Source organism: Phenylobacterium sp. (assembly GCF_004799395.1).
Taxonomy (GTDB): domain Bacteria; phylum Pseudomonadota; class Alphaproteobacteria; order Caulobacterales; family Caulobacteraceae; genus Phenylobacterium.
The window spans coordinates 1-19,614 of the sequence record NZ_SSMZ01000052.1 but is presented as its reverse complement, the minus strand read 5'-3'; the positions used below and the strand labels follow the sequence as shown (position 1 = coordinate 19,614).

Sequence of the window (19,614 nt, the reverse complement as noted above, 5' to 3'; positions counted from 1 at the left end):
CGGGCGGGTAATTCGCGAGCTCTTCCGGACCGAAGTCATGGGGCGAGGCTCTAACAGAGGTAGGCCTCGAACCCAAGGGGCTGCGGCGGCGTCGGGACGACCGAGCCGCCGTTCGCCCTAGTGGTGGTGGTTGCCGCCGCCGTGACCACCGCCATGCCCGCCGCCATGCCCGCCGCCATGACCGCCGCCGCCATGGCCGCTGTGGCCACCTGCGTGACCGCCGCCACCGTGGCCGCCGCCATGATAGTGGCCTCCGCCGTGATAATGCCCGCCGCCGCCACGGCCCCAGCCGCGGAAGCCCTCAGGCCCGCCCCAGCCGTAGCCGCGGCGGAAGCGATAGCCGCACCAGTACCAGCCCGGACCATGCCAGCCATCGAAGTACCAGCAGTAGTTGCGCCCGCCCCAGAAGTACTGCGCCGCCTCAAGCGTCGGCGTGGCCTCGCCGGCAATGAACACCGCCGGGGCCGGGATCGCCGGAGCAGAGGACATGGCCGGCTGGGCGGCCGCCGGAAGGGCGACGAGGGTCGAGGCGGCGAGAAGGGCGGAAAGCAGGGGCTTCATGGCGTCCGAGGGGCTGCGCCGGGCCAACGCGGGATGCGCTGCGGCTCGTCTGTCGGGTTCTGAACGCAGAGGCCGCCGCTCGGTTCGATGCGGGCATGTTCCTCCGTGATCGGCCTCCATCCCCCGAGACAGAGTCCGAGGGGAATGGGCCGGGGAGACGAGGCGCCCTAGTTGTCCAACTCCGGCATCAGCAGGTCTCGGGCGGCCATGGCGTCCTTCATGACCTGCTCGGTCATGATTTCCAGGCTGTCGAACTTGGCCTCGGGCCGCAGGAATGCGATCAGGTCGGTCTCGATGACCTGGTCGTAGATGTCCTCGTCGAAGTCGAAGAGCCAGACTTCGAGCAGCGGCGCGCGCGTACCCTCGATGGTCGGATTGATACCGAGGTTGGCGACGCCGGGAATGTCGCGGCCGTCGGGCAGCCTCGTGCGGGTCGCGTAGACCCCGAACCTGGGGATCACATAGTCGCCCAGCGTCACATTGGCCGTGGGGAAGCCCAGCTTGCGGCCGAGCTGGCGGCCACGTTGCACGGCGCCTTCGATGGCGAAGGGCCGGCCGAGGATCTGGGCGGCGACCTCGGGTTGGCCCCCACGCAAAGCCTCGCGCACGCCGGTGGAGGAGAACTTCTCGCCCTCGCCGTCCTCCACGGGCTCGGCCACCGAAACGCCGAAGCCCATCTCGCCGCCATAGGTCCGCATGGTCTGCGGGCTGCCGGTGCGGTCCTTGCCGAAGGAGTTGTCGAAGCCGACCGCCACATGGCGCGCGCCCAGGCCCTCGTGCAGCACGACCTGCGCGAATTCGCGGTCGGTCATCCCGGCGAGCTCCGGCGTGAGCGGCAGGACGTAGAGGACATCGACGCCCAGCGCCTCCAGCGCGCGCGCCTGCTGGTCGGGCTTCATCAGCAGGAAGGCCGGCTCACCCGGGCGGAAATAGACCCGCGGGTGGGGATCGAGGGTGATCACGCCCAGCGGACAGCCGAGTTCGCCGGCGGCCCTGGCGGCCAGCGCGATCACCTGCTGGTGGCCGCGGTGGACGCCGTCGAAATTGCCCATGGCGACCGCCGCGCCGCGGTCCTCCTGCGGCAGGTCCTTCCAGCCCTTGATGACCCGAAGCCGCCTCATGCGCGGCCGGACGCGGGGTCGCGGCGGGGGACCATGATCAGCGCCTCGCCGTCAACCACGGTCTTGCCGTTCACCAGGCAGACGGTCTCGAAGGTCGCGTGGCCCTTGGCGGCGTCCAGCGCCTTGACGGTCACCTTGGCCACGACCGGGTCGCCGACCTTCACCGGCCGGCGGAAGCGCAGCGACTGCGAAAGGTAGATGGCGCCCGGCCCTGGCAGGTCATTGCCCAGCACCGCGGAGATGTAGGCCGCGCTCAGCATGCCGTGGGCGATCCGCCCTCCAAAGGCGGTGGTCTTGGCGTAGGCCTCGTCCATATGCACCGGATTGTGGTCGCCGGAGACCGCGGCGAAGGCCTCGATGTCCGCGGCGCCCACGGTGTGGGCGACCTCGGCGGTCTGCCCCACGCTCAGTTCGTCGAAATAGAGCCCCTGCACCCGTCGCTCCCTTGGTGGCCTCAGATCACTTAGCGGCGATCATCCCCGCTCACCAGACCAGGTCGGCGATGGCGTAGGTCGCACTGAGCCCGTCCTGATGCAGCAGGTCGGCGACGGCCGCGGCGTTCAGGCCCTCCGGCCCGATCGTCTCAGCCCCATGGATGCCGCTGGCCACGAACAGCACGTCAAGGCCTTGGGCGTTGGCGCCGCGGACGTCGGTGGGCAGGCCGTCGCCGATGCAGAGCACCCGGGCCGGATCGACCGGGCGTCCCAGGCTCTCCGCGGCCTTGGACAGAGACAGCTTGTAGATCGCGGAATGGGGTTTGCCGGCCATGGCCACCCGGCCGCCCAGGCTCTCGTAGAGCTGGGCCAGCGCGCCGCCGCAGTAGATCAGCTTGTCGCCGCGCTGCACGACGATGTCCGGATTGGCGCAGACCATTTCGAGGTCGCGGCCCACGGCTTCGAGGAAGCGGTCGCGGTAGTCGGCGGGCTCGTCGTTCTCGTCGTCGTAGGGGCCGGTGACCGAGATGAACTTGGCGTGGGCGAGATCGGAGGTTTCCAGACCCAGGCCCTCGTAGAGGGGCGCGTCGCGGTCGACGCCGATCAGCCAGGCGGGGCCGGGCGCGCGGTCGGCGAGCAGGACGCGGGTGGCGTCGCCGGAGGTGACGATGTGGCTCCAGGCCTCGCGGGGCACGCCCATGGCGTCGAGCTGTTCGATGACCGGCGCGTGAGGGCGGGCGGCGTTCGAGATCAGCACCACGGGGCCGCGTTCGGCGCGGAAGCGGGCCAGGGCCGCGCAAGCGGCGGGGAAGCTTTCGCGGCCGTTGTGAATCACGCCCCAGACGTCGCAGAGCAGGGCGTCGTATTGCGTGGAAAGCTGGGAGAGGCCGGCGACGGTCTGGGGAGCGGTCATCGTGGGCGGCGGTACCGGCGCGTCCCCGACGGGTCAACCGGATCGTGAGGTCAGCCTAGCCTTTCGCCGCCGCGATGTATCCGCCGATAGCCACCGCCATCACGTCCAGCGGCATGGCGCCCGAGAGCAGGCCCGCGTCGTGGAAGGCCTTGATGTCGAACTTCGGCCCCAGCGCCGCCTTGGCCCTCTCGCGCTGGTCCAGCCAGAAGGTGTGCCCGATCTTATAGCTGCAGGCCTGGGCGGGAATGGCGCAGTAGCGCTGCACCTCCCGCGTCGTCGACCCCTCGGCGTCGCCGTCCAGGCCCATCATGTATTCGATCGCCTGCTCGCGGCTCCAGCGCATGGCGTGCATGCCGGTGTCGACCACGCAGCGCCCGGCGCGGAAGATCTGCGCCTTGCGCCAGCCGATCTCGCCCAGCGGGTCGTCCTCGTACATGCCCAGTTCCTGGGCGAGCTGCTCGGCGTAGAGCGCCCATCCTTCGCCATAGGCCGAAAAGTACATGTTCTTCCGCAGGATCGGGATGCCCGGGCTCTCCTGGGCCAGACCACCCTGCAGCTGATGGCCCGGCAGGCCCTCGTGGTAGAGGGTCGAAGGCAGGTTCCACTTCGGCCACTCGTGGGTGTCGGCCAGGTTGAAGAAGATCACCCCGGGCCGCGAGCGGTCCATGGGCGCGGGCTCGGAGTAGGCCAGCGGCGATCCGGCCTCGATGGCCGGCGGCACGCGGCGGGGCTCGATGGCCTGGTTGGGCACGCGATTGAACATGCGCGGCAGGCGCGCCTTCACCGCCCCCAGCCGCTCCGAAAGATAGGCCAGGAGCTGGGCGCGGCCCGGATCGGTGTTGGGGAAATAGTAGCTGGGGTCCTTGTAGAGCGCCTTGATCCGCTCGCCGACCGTGCCCTGGGTCAGGCCCTGCTTCTTCAGGAGCACGTCGAGCCGCGCGCCATATTCCTTGGCTTGGTCGAGGCCCAGCTTGTGCACCTCGGCCGGGGCCATGCCCGTGGTCGTCGTGTACTTCAGGTTGGCCGCGTAGAAGGCCGGGCCTTCTTTGAAGCGCCAGATCCCGGCGTCGTGGACCGCGCCGGGCCGCGCCTGTTTCAAGGCGGCGATCTGGCGGTCGAGGGCGGGGCCGACCTTGGCGTCGTAGATCGCCGCCGCCTTCGGGCCCCAAGTCTCGCCGAGCCCCTTGGCGCGGGCCCGTTTGTCGAGGGACTTCACCAGGTCCGACTTGTCGCCGGTGGTCCGGAGCGCGCTCACCTGGGCGATGGTGATGTCCAGCAGGAAATCGGGCGGCAGGACGCCCTTCCCCACATCGTGCCGGAAGCGGTCGGTGTTGCTGTCGAGCGCGGTCGCGAAGCCGCCCAGGCGCGCCAGATAGGCCTCTGCGTCGGAGGCGGTTTCGACGGTGTGGTTGTCGTCCAGGAAGTCCGGCATGCGCTGATAGGCGCCGGTGATCGGCGAGAGCACGTAGCAGGAGGGCGAGAACCCGTCGCGACCGCCGATGTCCAGGTCGAGGAGCGGCTGGGTGGTCTCGGCCACATAGAGGACGGTGTCGTAGTTGACCGCGTCCATGCCCGAGAGCCTGGCGCGGTCGATGGTTTTCAGCCGGTGCATCTGGTCGCGGTTCGCCGCGCTCTCGGCGGCCATGCCGGCGGTCGATACGTCCTCCAGCTTGAACTTCAGCCCGGCGTTCTTGCCCTTGTCGAGGGCAAGCTGGGTGGCGCTCTCCGGCTGCCGCTCCAGGTCCTCCTGGAAGAAGGCGTCGAGCAGGGCGGTGAGCTTCTCTGACGCCGGCGAAGCGGCGCAGGCCAGTGGGGCTGAAGAGAGGGCGACCGCTGCGGCGCCGGTGGCGAGTAGCTGACGACGGTCGAGCAAGCGTGGTCCCCCTGAACCGCAACGCGCGGACGGCGGACTATTCCATCGTCAGTGCAGCGACGCCATCCCGGCGGTTCGGTGCTTAAATCTCATGGCGGCCATGTTTGCCTTGGGGTTTAAGGACGGGTGGCATCTGGCGACCCATGCTCGGGACGGGGCGGCATGCGAACAACTCTTCTGAGGTATATCTCCTTCAAGGGACGCGCATCGCGTGTTGAGTTCGCGCTGCTCGCTTTCGCCGCGGTGACGGCGTGGACATGCTCAGTGCTGACCTTTCAACACTGGTCCCCGCCAGGCTGGAACGCCCTGCTCTCCTTGCCCCTAATCGCGCTGCCTTATCTGCTTGTTCCCTCGGCGGGCGTGCGACGATTGCACGATCTAAACTGGTCAGGACGCGTCCTCGTACTCGGTCTCAATCCAATTACGGGGCCGCTTCTTGTGCTCTGGCTGGCGGTGCAGCCTGGCGTCACCGGTGCGAGCCGGTGCGATCTGCCGTTCGAAGCAGAGGCGCCCTAACCAAACGCCGCGCGGCGCGTGAGCGTGTCCCGGAATTGCGGGCGGATCAGGTTGGGCGGCGGTCCGGCTTCGGTGAGCACGGCTTCCTTGATGGCGCGGGGCTCGCCGAACAGGTGGCCCTGGCCGTAGTCGAGGTTGAGGTCCAGGAGGTCGACCACCTGGCGTTCGGTCTCGATCTTCTCAGCGATCACCTCGACGCCATAGCGGCGGGTGAGTTGGGTGAAGTCCTCGGCGGCGAGGTCGGGGAGCGAGCGCAGGATCTGGCGGCCGTCGATTTCGGTCAGCTCGTCCAGCAGCACCTGGGCGGCGACCTTCAGGAACTTCACGTCGGAACGCGCCAGGTCCTGCCAATCGAGGTCGAGGTCGGTGACCTTGTCCAGGCTGAAGCGGAAGCCGAGGTCGGCGAGCTTGCCCATGTTGCGCGCCTCGACCGACCCGCGGGCGTCAAACGCCGTCTGGCCGATCTCGAAGATCAGCGCGCCGGCCAGGTCGCGATTGGCGGTCAAGAGGTCGAGGAATTGCGGAAAGAAGCTCTCGTCGGCGAGGCTGGCCATGGAGACGTTGCAGAAGATGCCGATCTTGCGGTCCTGCTTGGCGAGGCGCCGCACGATCTGCACGCAGCGGAACAGGAGCAGGTTGTCGATGGCGGTGACCAGGCCGCCGGGCTCGGCGACGGTCAGATACTCCGCCGGCATCATCACCCGGCCGGTGTCGTCGCGCAGGCGAGAGAAGCTCTCGTAGAAGCGGGTGCGCCGCTGCGGCAGGGCGACGATCGGCTGCAGGTAGAGGTCGACGCGGTTCTCGGTCAGGGCCTCGCGCACCGTCTCCAGCAGCGCCGGCGTCTGGCGCGCGTCGCCGCCCAGGCGCACCGGGAAGGCCGGCGCATCGCCCTGCTCATCCAGCCGGGTCTGCATGCGCTGGACCAGGGTCTCCAGCATATGCACCTCGTCCAGCAGGTCGTCGGAGCGCTGGGCGTCGTCGGCGACGGCCTCGAAGATCTCGGTGACCCGGGCGTCCAGCGCCTCGATCTGGGTGAGCAAGATACGGTGGGCCTCGCGGATCGTGTCCACGTCGCCCTTGATCTGGCCGGTCTCCAGCGCGCGCTCGATCAGGCCGTGGAAGGCGAAGCAGAGGCCGAGCCCGCCCACCAGCGCCGCTACGCCCGCGCCCCAGCCGCCGCCATTGCGCCAGAGCGTCAGGGCGACGATCAGCGACAGGCAGAGGTAGGTCGCGCAGAGAAGGCCGAGGGTCAGCCGACGCATGGTCGCCCCATCCGAATCACTTCGGTGAGTATCCGACGCCGCTTGACCGCAAGTCGAAGGAATTAACGCGGCCGCGGCATTGCGCCCTTGCGCTGGATCATTGCGCCGGTGGCTTGCATCCCCGAAATATGTGATCGATGTTCACTCAACCCACATAGCGAGCGCTCAGATGGCGGACGGAACTCCAGGCGGCGGGGCGGTCGAGCACTTCGATGTGCTGATCGTGGGCGCGGGGCTGTCGGGGATCGGAGCCGGCTGGCACCTGCAGGACAAGTCGCCGGACCGCAGCTACGCGATCCTGGAAGGGCGCGAGGCGATCGGAGGCACCTGGGACCTGTTCCGCTATCCGGGCATCCGCTCGGACTCGGACATGTACACCCTGGGCTACGCCTTCAAGCCGTGGACCGAGGCAAAGGCCATCGCCGACGGCCCCTCGATCCTGAAGTACGTACGCGAGACCGCCCGCGACTTCGGCATCGACCAGCACATCCGCTACGGCCACCAGGTCACCGCGGCGGCCTGGTCCAGCGAGGACGCGTTCTGGACCGTCACCGCCCGGCTGAAGGATGGACGCAACGTCAAGCTGACCGCCAGCTTCATGTTGCTGTGCGGCGGCTACTACAACTACGAGGGCGGCTACACGCCCGAGTTCCCCGGGCGCGAGCGGTTCAAGGGTGACTTCGTCCACCCGCAGCACTGGCCGGAGCACCTGGACTACGCCGGCAAGCGGGTGGTGGTGATCGGCTCGGGCGCGACGGCGGTGACCCTGGTGCCAGCCATGGCCACGACGGCCAAGCATGTCACCATGCTCCAGCGCTCGCCAACCTATGTCGTCTCCCGGCCGGCCGAGGACGAGATGGCCAACAAGCTGCGCAGGTGGCTGCCGGGCATGCTGGCCTACCAGCTGATCCGCTGGCGCAACGTGCTGTTTGGCATGTGGTTCTTCCGGCTCGCCCGCAACAAGCCGGCCGCGGTGAAGCAGAACATCATCGAAATGGTCCGCGCCCAGCTGGGCCCCGACTACGACGTCGATCGCCACTTCACGCCCACCTACAATCCCTGGGATCAGCGGCTGTGCCTGGTCCCCGACGCCGACCTGTTCGAGGCCATCAAGCAGGACAGGGCCAGCGTGGTCACCGACACCATCGAGACCTTCACCGAGAGCGGCATCAAGCTGGCCTCGGGCGCGGAGCTGCCCGCCGACATCATCGTCAGCGCCACGGGCCTGCGGCTACAGGTGCTGAACGGCCTGAGCCTGACGGTGGACGGCCGCGCCGTCGATCCCAGCAGGACGCTGGCCTACAAGGGCATGATGTACGAGGACATCCCGAACCTCGCGACAGTCTTCGGCTACACAAACGCCTCGTGGACCCTGAAGGCGGACCTGACCTGCGAATATGTCTGCCGGGTCCTGAACCAGATGAAGCGCACGGGTCTGCGCCAGGTCACCCCGCGCAACGACGACCCCAACATCGAGCACCAGCCGTGGCTGGACTTCTCCTCCGGCTACGTCCAGCGCGCCATGGCGTCGTTCCCGAAACAAGGCTCCAAGGCTCCATGGAGGCTGCACCAGAACTACGCCATGGACCTGATGAGCCTGAGGTACGCGAAGCTGGCGGACGGGGCGCTGGAGTTCTCGAGTCCGGCGAATGCGCGGGCGAAAGTGGCAGCCTAGGTTCAGGTTCCTGATGGAGAACTCCAAATGGCGCTTCTCGCTGGAAGGGGCAGACAGATAGCCAGCGCGCTTTACGTGGCGGCGATGGTGGCCGTTATCGTCGGTGTGGATCTCGCGTTTTTCCGAGGCCGGGTTTGGGAACGGCTGGCAGTGAATATCGGCGTTGTCCTGGTGTTCGCGGCTTTCTACTTCCGTTTCCTCCGTCGCCCCTGAACAGGGCGCGAGGGTGCTCAACCCCAATGACCGCATTCGACCCCTAAGCGAACGTTCGGTCGTTTGGCGCCGAAATGTCGGCCGCGCCGCGTGGCGGCCGCCGGCGGACGCAGGTCCGCGACCCTGGTAGATCTCATACCCGTATAGGCTCTCGGCTTTTACCGGGATGCGGGCGGCCTATGTTGGGGTCTCACGGGTAAAGGTCCTTACGCATGCGAGTTCTGGTCACGGGCGCCACGGGTTACGTCGGCACGGCTGTGATCGCCGAACTGGTCGGCGCGGGACACACGGTGCTCGGCGTCGCACGGTCAGACGAGGGCGCGCATGCCCTCGCCGCGCGAGGCATCGAAGTCCATCGCGGCGATCTTACCGAACCGCAGACGCTGGCCGACGCCGCGCGAGTCTGCGACGGCGTCGTCCACACGGCCTTCATCCACGATTTCTCCCGCTTTGCGGAGAACGCGGAGATCGAGCGGGTGGCGGTCGAAGCGGTGCTCAGCGCGCTGGAGGGTTCGGACAAACCGTTCGTGATCAGCTCCGGCCTCCTGATGATGCGGCCGGGCACGATCCTGACCGAGACCGACGTCGGCGCGGACTTTGGGCGCGGCGGTACCGAGAACATGGTGGCGGCGGCGGCCAAGCGCGGAGTGCGCACCGCCGCCATCCGCCTGGCGCCCACAGTGCACAGCAAGGACGATCGGGGCTTCACCCCGCGCCTTATCGACATCGCACGCCAGAGCGGTGTGGCCGCCTACATCGGCGACGGCGCGAATAGCTGGCCGGCCGTGCACCGTCTCGACGCGGCGCGCCTCTATCGCCTGGCCCTGGAGAAGGGCTCGCCCGGGGCCCGCTACCACGCTGTCGGGGACGAGGGCGTGCCGACCCGCGAGATCGCCGAGGCTATTGGCCGCCATCTGGACCTGCCGGTGGAAAGCATCGCCGCCGAAAAGGCTGGCGAGCATTTTGGCTTCCTGGGCATGTTCTTCGGCATCGACGCGCCAGCCAGCGCCCACGTCACGCGGGCCGAGCTGGACTGGGCCCCGCGTGAGCCGGGCCTGCTCGCGGGCCTTGCCACCGACGCCTACTACCAGGCTGGCAGCAAGTACTGAGAGGACTGTGTCCATGGCCAAGACCATTGTCGTCGTCGGCTATGGGCCCGGCGTCTCCGCGGCGATGGCCGAGAAGTTCGGCGCCGAGGGATTCTCCGTGGCCCTGGTGGGGCGCACTGAGGCGACTTTGGCGGCGGGTGTCGAGGGGTTGAAGACCAGGGGAATCACGGCGGACGCCTTTCCCGCCGACGCCGGCGACCCGGCGTCGATCCGCAGCGCCATCGTCAGGGCGCGCGCCGCGCTCGGCCTCATCGGCGTGATCCACTGGAACGCCTATAGCGGGCGGGACTTCGGTGACCTGCTGGCGGCCGACCCGGCCAAGTTGCCAGGCCTGTTCGATGTGGCCCTGGTCGGCCTGCTGAGCGCAGTTCAGGAGGCGCTGGCGGACCTGAAGGCGGCCGGCGACGGTGCTGTCCTGGTCACCAATGGCGCGTTCGGCGAGATCAACCCGATGATCGACGCCGTCGCCCTCGCCTTGGGAGAGGTCGGCGTGCCGCTGGGCAACGCGGCCAAGGCGAAGCTGGTTGGCCTGCTGTCGGCGAGGCTGAGGAGCGAGGGCGTATATGTTGGCGAGGTCACCATCGCCGGCGTGGTTAGAGGGACCGGGCCGGAGAGCCCAGGCATCCCCACCCTTGAACCGGCCGCTATCGCCGACGCCTTCTGGCGTCTCTTCAAAGCCCGTGACGAAATCCGCGCCCGAATAGGCTGATGGACCTGGTCCGGCCGCTGTGGACGTTTCCGAGGGACCGTTTTCGACCCAGTGCAAAGGCCCGCTTCGACCCATGGCGGTCATCGGGAGCGGCCTCACGAGGGCCGCCTTGCGCTCGCAGGAGGTGTGGCGCTAACCGACGAGGGCTGAGAGGGCTGTGCGTCGCTGGATGTCCGCGACGGTGGTCAGCAGGCGCAGCGCGCTCGTGGCGGTCAAGGCTTTGGGATTGAAGTCACCCTTGCCATCGAGCACGGCGAGGATCGACTTGTCGGATGGCGCAAGGGAGCTGGCGCACATGTTCCATTCCCCGAACAGCCGTCGCTCAGCAGGCCCCTGCGAAAAGATCTGGAGGTCGTGGTGGCGCGGGTCCATCGAAATGCGGGCATAGGCGCCGCGAACGGCGTCGATGTTGCCCTCGAGCGCCTGGATGAAATGGCCTTGGGCCGTGAGCAGCAGGCCGGTGAGGCCGGCTTCGCGATTGCAGCGAATGGCGGTTCCGATGATCTGCCTGACCGCAAAATCCAGATCGGCGGCAGTCTCTGGCGTCTGGCGGCTACGATAGAGCAGACGATGGAGGGTACGGGGGGACGTAGACATGGGGCGAATTCTCGCAGCGAACGTCGCCGTTGGTAGGTGAGGAAGCTTAACAGAGGCGTGGCGCGGACGAACCCGGACTGGGACGGATCGTCACGGGCGGCGCCAATCCTGTCAGCAAGCGGCAACCGCCGTCGCCAAGCGCACCTCCGTTGGGATCGAGCGAGACGCCTCCGGCGCGGAGATGGGAACTATGGGCTTTGCAGGCTTTCAACGGCCGCCCGTCTTTCGGCCCCCTGGCGGCTTGGATCCCACGGCGGCCAGTTTGCTTTGCTCGCATCTGACCATGAGGTTTAAGGCGGGGTGGCGTCTCAAGAGACGCAACCTGCCAGGCGGCATGATGCGGATTCTCCGGGGGAAAACATGAAGCCGATCCGTCTCGGGATCATCGCCGGCGCCTTTGCCAGCGCGGCGATCTGTGGCGGGGCGTCGGCGGAGGCGGCTTCACCCCCCAAGCCGGTCATCATCATCGCGGACGTGGCGCGCTTCTATCGGCTCTACGACGCCGCGGGGGGACACCCGGGCGCCGAGCAACTCCAGCACGAGTACATCGATCCAGGTTCGGAGGGGCTGCATCACCTGGCCAAGGTTCGCAACGTCACCGGGGCGACCATCGCCGCGGCCCTGGAGACGCGGCCGGAGCTCTATGCGGACGCCAAGCGCTGCATGGCGGTGCTCCCACGAGTGCGCCAGCGGGTCGGCGCAGCGCTCAGCACCCTGTTCCAACTCTATCCGGAGGCGAGGGTCTCGCCGGTGACGATCGTCGTCGGGCGCGGGCGGCCAGTGGCCGTCGGCGGCCCCGGCGGCGAGGGCGTGCAGATCGGCCTGGAGGCGCTGTGCGCGGTCAGCTGGCTCAATCCGGATGTCGAGGAGCGGTTCGTGCATGTGATCGCCCACGAGTACGCCCATGTGCAGCAGTCGCCGGCGCTGGCGGACGACGAGCATCCCACGGTGCTCGAACTGTCGTTGATCGAGGGCGGGGCGGAGTTCGTCGCCGAGCTGACCTCCGGCTCGGTCGGCTACTCCCAGTTCAAGGCCTCGACCAAGGGACACGAGATGGAGATCGAGAGGGCCTTCGTCGCCGACGAGGACAAGACCGACCTGGTCAACTGGTTCAACAACTCGACCTTGGAGAAGCCCGGCGACCTCGGCTACTGGGTCGGATACCGCATCGCCAGATCCTACTACCAGCACGCCGCCGACAAACGCCGGGCGCTGCGCGAGATTCTGCGGGTGACCGACCCGAAGGCCTTCCTGGCCAAAAGCGGATGGTCGCCCGGCATGCGGTTGGACGGGGCCTCGGGTCGCGTGCTCAATATCGCCCATCCCCCCAGCCGGCCGAGCGCGTGACAGCACGATTTTCCAACTTGCCGAAGCGTGTCGAGCGTCTGCCGACCGATCGCCGCGGGTTTCCTATCCCCTGGTTCGTGGCCTGGCGGGACGGCCAGCCGCACTTGCCGGTGATCGACGCGGCGAAGCTGGGCGTCGCCTGGAACGAAGACCTGTGCTGGGTTTGCGGCGACAAGCTGGGGGCCAAACGTGGCTGGGTGCTGGGCCCGATGTCGGCGCTGGAGGGCGCGACGCCGGAGCCGCCGTCGCACTATGACTGCGCGCGGTTCTCGGTCTGCCACTGCCCGCACCTGTCGACGCCCGCTGCGTCGTTCAGCGCGAAGTACGCGGACGCCCAGGGCTACGCGCCACAGGCCAACATCTCCAAGCTGCGCTCAGGCGCGACGGCGATCTGGATCACCAGGGGACGCGGCGCGACGCCGTTCCGGGCGGGTCGCGGCCTGCTGTTCGGGCTGGACGGGCCGGAGCGGCTGGAGTGGTACGCCGGCGGACGTCCGGCGACCGGGACGGAGGTCAGGGAGGCGATCGCTGTCGCGTGGCCCACGCTGCAACAGGCGGCCGAGCTGGAAGGGAGAGGCGCTGAGCTCGCGGCGAGACGGGCGTGGCTGGAGGGCTGGGCGCCGAGGTGATGGGCGCGAGCGCTCGCGCCCATTTGGTCCATCGCAGATGTCGGTTCGCCATTTTGCGGCCACCGCCGCGGCCTCCATGCGCGCAATCGGACGCACGAAAGGCGCACCAGGCAGGCAGTATGCGCAGAATCCTCGCAACCTCAGCGGCGGCCGCCTTGGCGATATCCGGGCTCGCGGCCCCAACCCAGGCGGCGACCTTGCAGGACGAGAACCTGCTGCTGCCGATCCCGCCGGGGTTCAAGGTCGGATCGCAGGGCAGCCAGGGACCGGGGACGACCATCATGGAATTCGTCCCGGCGAGCGAGAGCGTGGACGCGTGGTCGCAGATGGTGACCCAGCAGATCTTCCATGGCCGGAAGGACGACCCGCCGGACGGATTGCCGACGCTGATGAGCAGCAACTGGAAGACGGCCTGTCCTGGCGGGGCGGCGCAAAGGCTCGGCGCGGAAGTGGAGAACGGCTATCCCGCGGTGGTCTGGGCCTTCATCTGCCCCAGGAATCCGCAAACCGGGAAGCCGGAGAACATGTGGATCAAGGTGATCAGCGGATCGGACAGCCTCTACAGCGTGCAGTTCGCGATCCGCAGCGAGTTCACCGCCGACGCCGCGCGGTCGGCGCTGGCCTATCTGAGGCGCGTCACCGTCTGCGACACGCGCCGCGCCGATCGTGCATGCCCGAAAGGCATGTAGAGCTCCCCGCAGGCGGCGACCGGGCCTACCGCGTCGGAACCGGGACCTCGCCGCGATAGTCATAGAAGCCGCGGCCGGCCTTGCGGCCCAGCCAGCCGGCCTCGACGTACTTCACCAGCAGTGGACAGGGGCGGTACTTGGAATCCGCCAGGCCCTCGTAGAGCACGTTCATGATCGAAAGCACCGTGTCGAGGCCTATGAAGTCGCCGAGCTCCAGCGGACCCATCGGGTGGTTGGCGCCCAGCTTCATGGCGGTGTCGATGGCGTCGACCGTGCCGACGCCTTCGTAGAGGGTGTAGATCGCCTCGTTGATCATCGGCACCAGCACGCGGTTGACGATGAAGGCCGGGAAGTCCTCGGCGTTGGCGGTGGTCTTGCCCAGGGACTGGGCGAACTGCACCGCGGTCTCGTAGGTGTCCGGGCCGGTGGCGATGCCGCGGATAATCTCCACCAGCTTCATGAGCGGCGCCGGGTTCATGAAATGCAGGCCGATGAACCGGTCGGGCCGGTCCGTGGCGGCCGCCAGGCGGGTGATCGAGATGGAGGAGGTGTTCGAAGCCAGCAGCGTGGTGTCGGAGAGGTGCGGGCCCAGCGCCTTGAAGATCGCCTTCTTGGTCTCTTCGTTCTCGGTGGCGGCCTCGATAGCGAGGTCCGTGCCGCCGATGGTCTGCAGCTCGCCGGCGGGCTTGATGTGGCCGAGCGCGGCGTCCATCTGGTCCTGGGTGACGATGCCGCGGGTGACCTGGCGGGTGAGGTTGCGGTGGATCAGGCCCATGCCCGCCTCCAGCCGCTCGGCGCTGACGTCGTGCAACAGGACGTCGTAGCCGCCCAGCGCCACCACATGGGCGATGCCGGTCCCCATCTGGCCTGCGCCGATGACGCCGACCGACTTAATCTGAACCATTCAAATGCCTCGATGAGCGGGCGCCTTCCGGGGCGGCCCTTTTTTTATGGCGACTTTCTAACATGGCGGCGCCGTCCCGCCGCAAGGCTTTTGCTGCGGCGCAGCGTGACCGTGGCCCGAACGGTCAGATGCCGTCCGTCTCGTCGGCGGCCGGCTCGGGGCCGATCTCGGCAACCAGCCAATCGCGAAGGGCGTGGATGCGGGAAACCTTAGGGTTGTCGGCGCGCCAGACCATGTAGAAGGCGAAGTCGTTGTCGACGGCTTCCGGCAGAAGCCGCACCAGGCGGCCGGCCTCCAGGTCGTGGCGCACGAGGCTCGAGCGCGCCAGGGCCACCCCCATGCCCTGGGCCGCGGCTTCGATGATCATCAGCGAGTCCTCGAACTCCGGGCCGGAAGGCGCAGGCTCGGGGAGGCCGAAGCCCGCGAACCATAGACGCCACGGCCGGTGGGTATGGCGCAGGAGGGGCGCAGACAGGAGATCGTTGGGCGCGCGGATGGCCTCGCGCCCAGCGAGCGTGGGGCTGCACACAGGAAACAGCTGCTCGCGGAACAGCAGGGCGGACGCCAGGTCGGCGGGCGCGTCGCGGCCGTAGCGCAGGCCGACGTCGACGCCGTCGGTGACGAAGTCCGCCATGCGGCCCTCGAACCGCAGGTCGAGGTTGGCGCCGGCCGGATCTGCCGTCAGCCGCGCCAGGCGGCTCGGCAACCATCGCACGCCCAGCTGCGGGTCGATGCTCACCAGCAGGGGCGCGCCCTCCGCCGAGCTGGCGAATTCCCGCAAGCCGTCGGCCAGAACGGCCTGGGCCTCGGCGATCCGTTCGGCCAGTCGCGCCGCGGCGGGCAGGGGGATCATGCTGTTCCCCTGGCGGCGAAAGAGGCGACCGCCGAGTTCGGCCTCCAGGCGGCGGATCTGCTGGCTGACCGCGCCGTGGGTGACCGCCAGCTCCTTGGCCGCGGCGCTGTAGCTTCGATGCCGGGCGGCGGCCTCCAGGGCGCGCATCGCGAAGAAGGGCGGCAGGCGCATTCAAGGTTGTTAGCTTAGATAACAACCTCGAGCAAAAACTATCGTTCGCGACGGGGCATGAGCCACCCCACATCCTGGTTAGCGGCGCTGCTGATTTCGTGAACAAAACCAAGGATCAAACACATGAAAACCCAGCTTTTGGGACTGGCCGCGGCTGGCCTGTTGCTTGCCGCCGCCACCTCCGCCGCTACCGCCGCGACTCCCTGGGAGTCGAAGGCCGTCTCGGATCGCCTGCAGGCCCGGACCGACGCGCTGCTGCGCGCGGCCGGCATCGATGAGCAAACCCCGCCGGTCTCGGTGCGCGCCAGGCTCACCCCCGACGGACACCTGGCCGGCGTGCAGGTCCTGCGCACCTCAGGCTCGCCCGAGGTCGATCAGGCCGTAGCCAATGTGCTGCGCAAGGTTCTCGTCGCCGATGCGCCGGTCGGCCTGCTGAACGGCGCGGTCACCCTGAACGTCGGCCAGCGCGCCGGACAGTTGGCCCAGGCCCGTTGACGGCGGGCGCGGCCAGCGCATGAAAAAAGGGGCGGCCCCAGGCGGGACCGCCCCTTTCGTCTGCGGTCGGCGGATCGGCTACTTTCCCGCCGCGGTGAGCGCGGCCATCAGCTCCGGCACGGCGGTCTTGTAGTCCGCCACCAGGCCGTAGTCGGCGACCTGGAAGATCGGCGCGTCGGCGTCCTTGTTGATCGCCACGATCACCTTGGAGTCCTTCATGCCGGCCAGGTGCTGGATGGCGCCGGAGATGCCGATGGCGATGTAGAGCTCGGGCGCGACCACCTTGCCGGTCTGGCCGACCTGGTAGTCGTTGGGAGCGTAGCCGGCGTCGACCGCGGCGCGGCTGGCGCCGACGGCGGCCCCGAGCTTGTCGGCCAGGGGTTCGATCACCTTCTGGAACTCCTCGGCCGAACCCATGGCGCGGCCGCCGGAGACCACGATCTTGGCGCCGGAGAGCTCGGGTCGGGCAGACTTCACCAGCTTCTGGTCGATGAAGTGGGTCTTGGCGGGCTTGGCCGGAGCGGGAATGGTCTCCACCTTGGCCGAGCCGCCGTCGGCGGCGGCCTTGAAGGCCGTGGCGCGCACGGTGATCACCTTCTTGGCGTCGGAGGACTGCACAGTCTCCAGCGCGTTGCCGGCGTAGATCGGACGCACAAAGGTCGAGCCGTCGACCACATCGGTGATCTCGGAGATCTGGGCCACGTCCAGCTTGGCGGCGATGCGGGGCGAGAAGTTCTTGCCCTGGCTGGTGGCCGGGGTGAGCACCGCGTCGTAATTGGCCATGAGCGGGACGACGAGGGCCTCCATGCTCTCGGCCAAGCCTTCGCCCAGCTCGTCGCTCTCGGCCAGCAGCACCTTGCGCACGCCGGTGATCTTGGCGGCCGCGTCGGCGACAGCCTTGGCGCCCTTGCCGGCCACCAGGACATCGACGTCGGACGAGAGCTTCAGCGCCGCGGTCACCGTCTTTTCGGTGTTGTCCTTGAGGGTGGCGTTGTCGTGGTCGGCGATGACGAGAACGGCCATCAGAGCACCCCCGCTTCGGTCTTGAGCTTGGAGACGAGGTCGGCGGCGGATTCCACCTTGATCCCGCCGGAGCGTTTCGGCGGTTCCGTGACCTTGACCACCTTCAGCCTGGGCGCGGTGTCGACGCCGAGAGAGGCGAGCTCTTCGACGGCGAGCTCCTTCTTCTTGGCCTTCATGATATTCGGCAGGCTGGCGTAGCGCGGCTCGTTCAGGCGCAAGTCCGCGGTGACGATCCCGGGCAGGTCGATCTCAAGGGTCTGCAGGCCGCCGTCGACCTCGCGGGTCACCTTGGCCTTCTTGCCGGAGACCTCCAGCGCCGAGGCGAAGGTCGCCTGCGGCCAATCCAGCAGGGTGGCGAGCATCTGGCCGGTGGCGTTGTTGTCGCCGTCGATGGCCTGCTTGCCCATGATCACCAGGTCGGGGGTCTCCTTGCCGATGATCGCGGCCAGCACCTTGGCGACGGCCAGGGGCTCGAGGTCCTCGGTGGTCTGAACCAGGATCGCGCGGTCGGCGCCCATGGCCAGCGCCGTGCGCAGCGTCTCGCCCGCCTGCTGCGGGCCGATGGAGACCGCGACGACTTCGGTGGCGACGCCCTTTTCCTTGAGACGCACGGCCTCTTCGACCGCAATCTCGCAGAAAGGATTCATCGACATCTTCACGTTCGCGAGGTCGACACCCGTCTGGTCGGGCTTCACCCGGGCCTTGACGTTGTAATCGATCACCCGCTTGACCGGGACCAACACCTTCATGGGTCGCTAGCGCCTCAAATCTGCTGGGGAATAGTGGATTAGATGGGGGGCAATAGCGGTTCCGGCGCGGTTTGCAAACCGGCTGCGCCGGCTAGGGGGGACTGACGGCGGGAGCGGGATCGCTTAAAGAGGGGGCCATGAACAAGACGATCGACCGCCTGAAGTGGATCTTCCTCGGCATCTTCGCCGTGGCCAACGTCGGCATCCTGGTGTGGACGGTGGGCTGGGCCTGGCCGGAGGAACGCTGCGTGGGCGCGCACAGGTGGTGGGATGGCTACAGCCGCGTCTGCGCCCAGCCGATCCTGACCTCGGACGTCACCGGCCGGATGATCACCGACCAGAAGGCCAAGGACGAGGCCCTGCGGGCTATCGGCCGCCTGCCGCCTGCCGCCGCCGCGCCGAAGCCCTAGCGCGTACCCCCGGAGACCCAGAAGACCTCGGCCGCCCCCTTGTCGTTGGCGTAACGGGCGGCGACGAACAGCAGGTCGGAGAGCCGGTTCAGATAACGCATAGCCGGTCCGCTGACGCTCTCGCCCGCCTCGGTCAACCTCACGGCTTCGCGCTCCGCGCGGCGGCAGACGGTTCGCGCCAGGTGCAGCGCCGCGGCGGCTTCGGTCCCGCCAGGCAGGACGAAGGACTTGAGCGCCGGCAGTTCGGCGTTCAACGCGTCGATCTCGCCCTCCAGCCGCGCCACCTGGCTGTCCAGGATGCGCAGCTTCGTCCCGGCGGCCTCGTCCGTCGCGGCTGGCGTCGCCAGGTCGGCGCCCAGGTCGAACAGCTCGTTCTGCAGCCGCGCCAGAAGCGCGTCAAAGGCGCCGGCGTTACGGGTGTGGACGCGCGCAAGACCCAGGCAGGCGTTGGTCTCGTCAACCGCGCCATAGGTTTCGACCCGGGCGTCGGACTTGCTGACCTGCGCCCCGCTCGCCAGACGCGTCGTCCCGGCGTCGCCGGCGCGGGTGTAGATCCGGTTCAGGGTGACCATGCCGCTAGTGCCGCGCGCGCCACAACATCGCGCCCACCAGGACCGCGATCGCCACGGCCTGCATCACGACCCGAAGCCGCATCAGCTTGTTGGAATAGGAGCGGCCGAATTCCCCTCCGCGGAACAAGGCGTAAATGCCGAGGCCAAGAACCGCCGTTACCGCTATCAGGGCGGCCGGAATCAGGAAGCTGAAGATATCCATACAACAATCTTATGACACGACGGGGTTGCGAACCACAGCCAAGCAGGGTATGCGCCGGCTCTTCGGACAGTTGGTGAGCGTGTTCAGCGAGTTGAATTCGTTGAAACGGTCGAATTTCGGCCCCACTCAGGGTGCAGACGGGAAATGCTACGTCCCCCCGCAGCCCCAGCCAACCCTTAGTTACGCGGAGAATCCGCCAAAAGTCGGCAGGAAAGCGCCGTGTAATTTGTTATTTGAACACGTTCACTGAACCGAGCCTGGACGCCCGGTCGGAACAAGCGAAGAGAGGACGGCGTGGCCGTCGGACCCCATGATGCACATCACCCAGATCCAAGCCGCAGATAACAGCGGAGCCAAGGCGCCCACCCGCCGCGCGCTCGCCAAACAGCAGACCCGCGTCAAGGTCTTGGCCGCCGCGCGCCGGCTGTTCAGCGAGCAAGGCTACGAAGGCGCCACGATCCGCGACATCGCCTCGGCCGCAGGCATGTCGACCGGCGCGGTCTTCGCCAACTTCACCGACAAGTCGGACCTGTTCCGCGAGATCATGCTGACCGACCTGGTCGCCCTCGCCGAGGCCATGTCGGACG

The 19,614-nt window shown here is 68.1% G+C and carries 24 protein-coding genes; 11 read left to right on the top strand and 13 right to left on the bottom strand.

The window, feature by feature from the left end; genetic code table 11:
* Positions 1-117: 117 nt before the first annotated feature.
* The 5 genes from E8A12_RS03615 to E8A12_RS03595 all read right to left on the bottom strand — a co-directional run bounded on the left by E8A12_RS03615 (position 118) and on the right by E8A12_RS03595 (position 4,902).
* Positions 118-561, bottom strand: a complete 444-nt coding sequence (locus E8A12_RS03615; protein WP_293366391.1) for a hypothetical protein — start codon at positions 559-561, stop codon at positions 118-120.
* 167 nt (positions 562-728) lie between these two features.
* Positions 729-1,682, bottom strand: a complete 954-nt coding sequence (locus tag E8A12_RS03610; protein WP_293366390.1) for a bifunctional riboflavin kinase/FAD synthetase — start codon at positions 1,680-1,682, stop codon at positions 729-731.
* Positions 1,679-2,116: a MaoC family dehydratase gene (locus E8A12_RS03605; RefSeq protein WP_293366389.1), complete on the bottom strand. Its 438-nt coding sequence runs from the start codon at positions 2,114-2,116 to the stop codon at positions 1,679-1,681. Before E8A12_RS03605 ends, E8A12_RS03610 begins: the two co-directional genes overlap by 4 nt.
* Positions 2,117-2,165: 49 nt before the next feature.
* Positions 2,166-3,029, bottom strand: coding sequence for a TIGR01459 family HAD-type hydrolase (locus E8A12_RS03600; RefSeq protein ID WP_293366388.1), 864 nt, complete (start codon positions 3,027-3,029; stop codon positions 2,166-2,168).
* A 55-nt stretch (positions 3,030-3,084) separates the two neighbouring features.
* Positions 3,085-4,902, bottom strand: a complete 1,818-nt coding sequence (locus E8A12_RS03595; RefSeq protein ID WP_293366387.1) for a DUF885 family protein — start codon at positions 4,900-4,902, stop codon at positions 3,085-3,087.
* 162 nt (positions 4,903-5,064) lie between these two features.
* On the opposite strand from E8A12_RS03595, the gene E8A12_RS22750 reads away from it, so the two are divergent.
* The gene (locus tag E8A12_RS22750) at positions 5,065-5,418 is read left to right on the top strand and encodes a DUF805 domain-containing protein (RefSeq protein WP_363211488.1); all 354 of its coding nucleotides are present in this window, start codon (positions 5,065-5,067) and stop codon (positions 5,416-5,418) included.
* Here E8A12_RS22750 and E8A12_RS03590 read toward each other — a convergent pair.
* Positions 5,415-6,680 carry an EAL domain-containing protein gene (locus tag E8A12_RS03590; protein WP_293366386.1) on the bottom strand — a complete coding sequence of 422 codons (1,266 nt, stop codon included), beginning with the start codon at positions 6,678-6,680 and terminating at the stop codon, positions 5,415-5,417. The two genes, E8A12_RS22750 and E8A12_RS03590, sit on opposite strands and share 4 nt — an antisense overlap.
* 169 nt (positions 6,681-6,849) lie before the next feature.
* On the opposite strand from E8A12_RS03590, the gene E8A12_RS03585 reads away from it, so the two are divergent.
* From E8A12_RS03585 to E8A12_RS03570, 4 genes are all read left to right on the top strand, one after another.
* On the top strand, positions 6,850-8,355 hold the full coding sequence (locus E8A12_RS03585) for an NAD(P)/FAD-dependent oxidoreductase (RefSeq protein ID WP_293366385.1): 1,506 nt from the start codon (positions 6,850-6,852) through the stop codon (positions 8,353-8,355).
* A 27-nt stretch (positions 8,356-8,382) separates the two neighbouring features.
* The gene (locus tag E8A12_RS03580; protein WP_293366384.1) at positions 8,383-8,568 is read left to right on the top strand and encodes a hypothetical protein; all 186 of its coding nucleotides are present in this window, start codon (positions 8,383-8,385) and stop codon (positions 8,566-8,568) included.
* A gap of 212 nt (positions 8,569-8,780) precedes the next feature.
* Positions 8,781-9,677 carry an SDR family oxidoreductase gene (locus E8A12_RS03575; RefSeq protein WP_293366383.1) on the top strand — a complete coding sequence of 299 codons (897 nt, stop codon included), beginning with the start codon at positions 8,781-8,783 and terminating at the stop codon, positions 9,675-9,677.
* A gap of 13 nt (positions 9,678-9,690) precedes the next feature.
* Positions 9,691-10,386: an SDR family NAD(P)-dependent oxidoreductase gene (locus tag E8A12_RS03570; RefSeq protein WP_293366382.1), complete on the top strand. Its 696-nt coding sequence runs from the start codon at positions 9,691-9,693 to the stop codon at positions 10,384-10,386.
* 132 nt (positions 10,387-10,518) lie between these two features.
* Here the strand turns inward: E8A12_RS03570 and E8A12_RS03565 are convergent, their stop codons facing one another.
* Positions 10,519-10,983: a BLUF domain-containing protein gene (locus E8A12_RS03565; RefSeq protein WP_293366381.1), complete on the bottom strand. Its 465-nt coding sequence runs from the start codon at positions 10,981-10,983 to the stop codon at positions 10,519-10,521.
* Between the two features lie 360 nt (positions 10,984-11,343).
* Between E8A12_RS03565 and E8A12_RS03560 the strand changes: the two genes are divergently transcribed.
* The 3 genes from E8A12_RS03560 to E8A12_RS03550 all read left to right on the top strand — a co-directional run bounded on the left by E8A12_RS03560 (position 11,344) and on the right by E8A12_RS03550 (position 13,648).
* Positions 11,344-12,330 carry a DUF2268 domain-containing putative Zn-dependent protease gene (locus E8A12_RS03560; RefSeq protein WP_293366380.1) on the top strand — a complete coding sequence of 329 codons (987 nt, stop codon included), beginning with the start codon at positions 11,344-11,346 and terminating at the stop codon, positions 12,328-12,330.
* A gap of 17 nt (positions 12,331-12,347) precedes the next feature.
* Entirely contained in the window at positions 12,348-12,959 is a 612-nt protein-coding gene (locus tag E8A12_RS03555) for a hypothetical protein (RefSeq protein ID WP_293366379.1), read from the top strand.
* Between the two features lie 119 nt (positions 12,960-13,078).
* Positions 13,079-13,648 carry a hypothetical protein gene (locus E8A12_RS03550; RefSeq protein ID WP_293366378.1) on the top strand — a complete coding sequence of 190 codons (570 nt, stop codon included), beginning with the start codon at positions 13,079-13,081 and terminating at the stop codon, positions 13,646-13,648.
* 25 nt (positions 13,649-13,673) lie between these two features.
* Here the strand turns inward: E8A12_RS03550 and E8A12_RS03545 are convergent, their stop codons facing one another.
* Positions 13,674-14,552, bottom strand: a complete 879-nt coding sequence (locus E8A12_RS03545) for a 3-hydroxybutyryl-CoA dehydrogenase (protein WP_293366377.1) — start codon at positions 14,550-14,552, stop codon at positions 13,674-13,676.
* A 124-nt stretch (positions 14,553-14,676) separates the two neighbouring features.
* Positions 14,677-15,576 (bottom strand): LysR substrate-binding domain-containing protein, encoded by a 900-nt coding sequence (locus E8A12_RS03540; RefSeq protein WP_293366376.1) that lies wholly within the window; start codon positions 15,574-15,576, stop codon positions 14,677-14,679.
* A 123-nt stretch (positions 15,577-15,699) separates the two neighbouring features.
* Here E8A12_RS03540 and E8A12_RS03535 point away from each other — a divergent pair, with 123 nt between their 5' ends.
* Positions 15,700-16,071: a TonB C-terminal domain-containing protein gene (locus E8A12_RS03535; RefSeq protein ID WP_293366375.1), complete on the top strand. Its 372-nt coding sequence runs from the start codon at positions 15,700-15,702 to the stop codon at positions 16,069-16,071.
* Between the two features lie 78 nt (positions 16,072-16,149).
* Here the strand turns inward: E8A12_RS03535 and E8A12_RS03530 are convergent, their stop codons facing one another.
* Positions 16,150-17,094, bottom strand: coding sequence for an electron transfer flavoprotein subunit alpha/FixB family protein (locus tag E8A12_RS03530; RefSeq protein WP_293366374.1), 945 nt, complete (start codon positions 17,092-17,094; stop codon positions 16,150-16,152).
* The gene (locus E8A12_RS03525) at positions 17,094-17,843 is read right to left on the bottom strand and encodes an electron transfer flavoprotein subunit beta/FixA family protein (RefSeq protein WP_293366373.1); all 750 of its coding nucleotides are present in this window, start codon (positions 17,841-17,843) and stop codon (positions 17,094-17,096) included. The genes E8A12_RS03530 and E8A12_RS03525 overlap by 1 nt, the downstream gene beginning before the upstream one ends.
* A 137-nt stretch (positions 17,844-17,980) precedes the next feature.
* Here E8A12_RS03525 and E8A12_RS03520 point away from each other — a divergent pair, with 137 nt between their 5' ends.
* Positions 17,981-18,253 (top strand): hypothetical protein, encoded by a 273-nt coding sequence (locus E8A12_RS03520; RefSeq protein WP_293366372.1) that lies wholly within the window; start codon positions 17,981-17,983, stop codon positions 18,251-18,253.
* Here the strand turns inward: E8A12_RS03520 and E8A12_RS03515 are convergent.
* Together E8A12_RS03515 and E8A12_RS03510 are read right to left on the bottom strand one after the other, a co-directional pair.
* Positions 18,250-18,825, bottom strand: coding sequence for a cob(I)yrinic acid a,c-diamide adenosyltransferase (locus tag E8A12_RS03515; RefSeq protein ID WP_293366371.1), 576 nt, complete (start codon positions 18,823-18,825; stop codon positions 18,250-18,252). The two genes, E8A12_RS03520 and E8A12_RS03515, sit on opposite strands and share 4 nt — an antisense overlap.
* A 4-nt stretch (positions 18,826-18,829) precedes the next feature.
* Positions 18,830-19,027 carry a twin transmembrane helix small protein gene (locus E8A12_RS03510; protein ID WP_293366370.1) on the bottom strand — a complete coding sequence of 66 codons (198 nt, stop codon included), beginning with the start codon at positions 19,025-19,027 and terminating at the stop codon, positions 18,830-18,832.
* A gap of 313 nt (positions 19,028-19,340) precedes the next feature.
* Between E8A12_RS03510 and E8A12_RS03505 the strand changes: the two genes are divergently transcribed.
* The coding region (locus E8A12_RS03505; RefSeq protein WP_293366369.1) for a TetR family transcriptional regulator at positions 19,341-19,614 on the top strand (274 nt) is incomplete at its 3' end.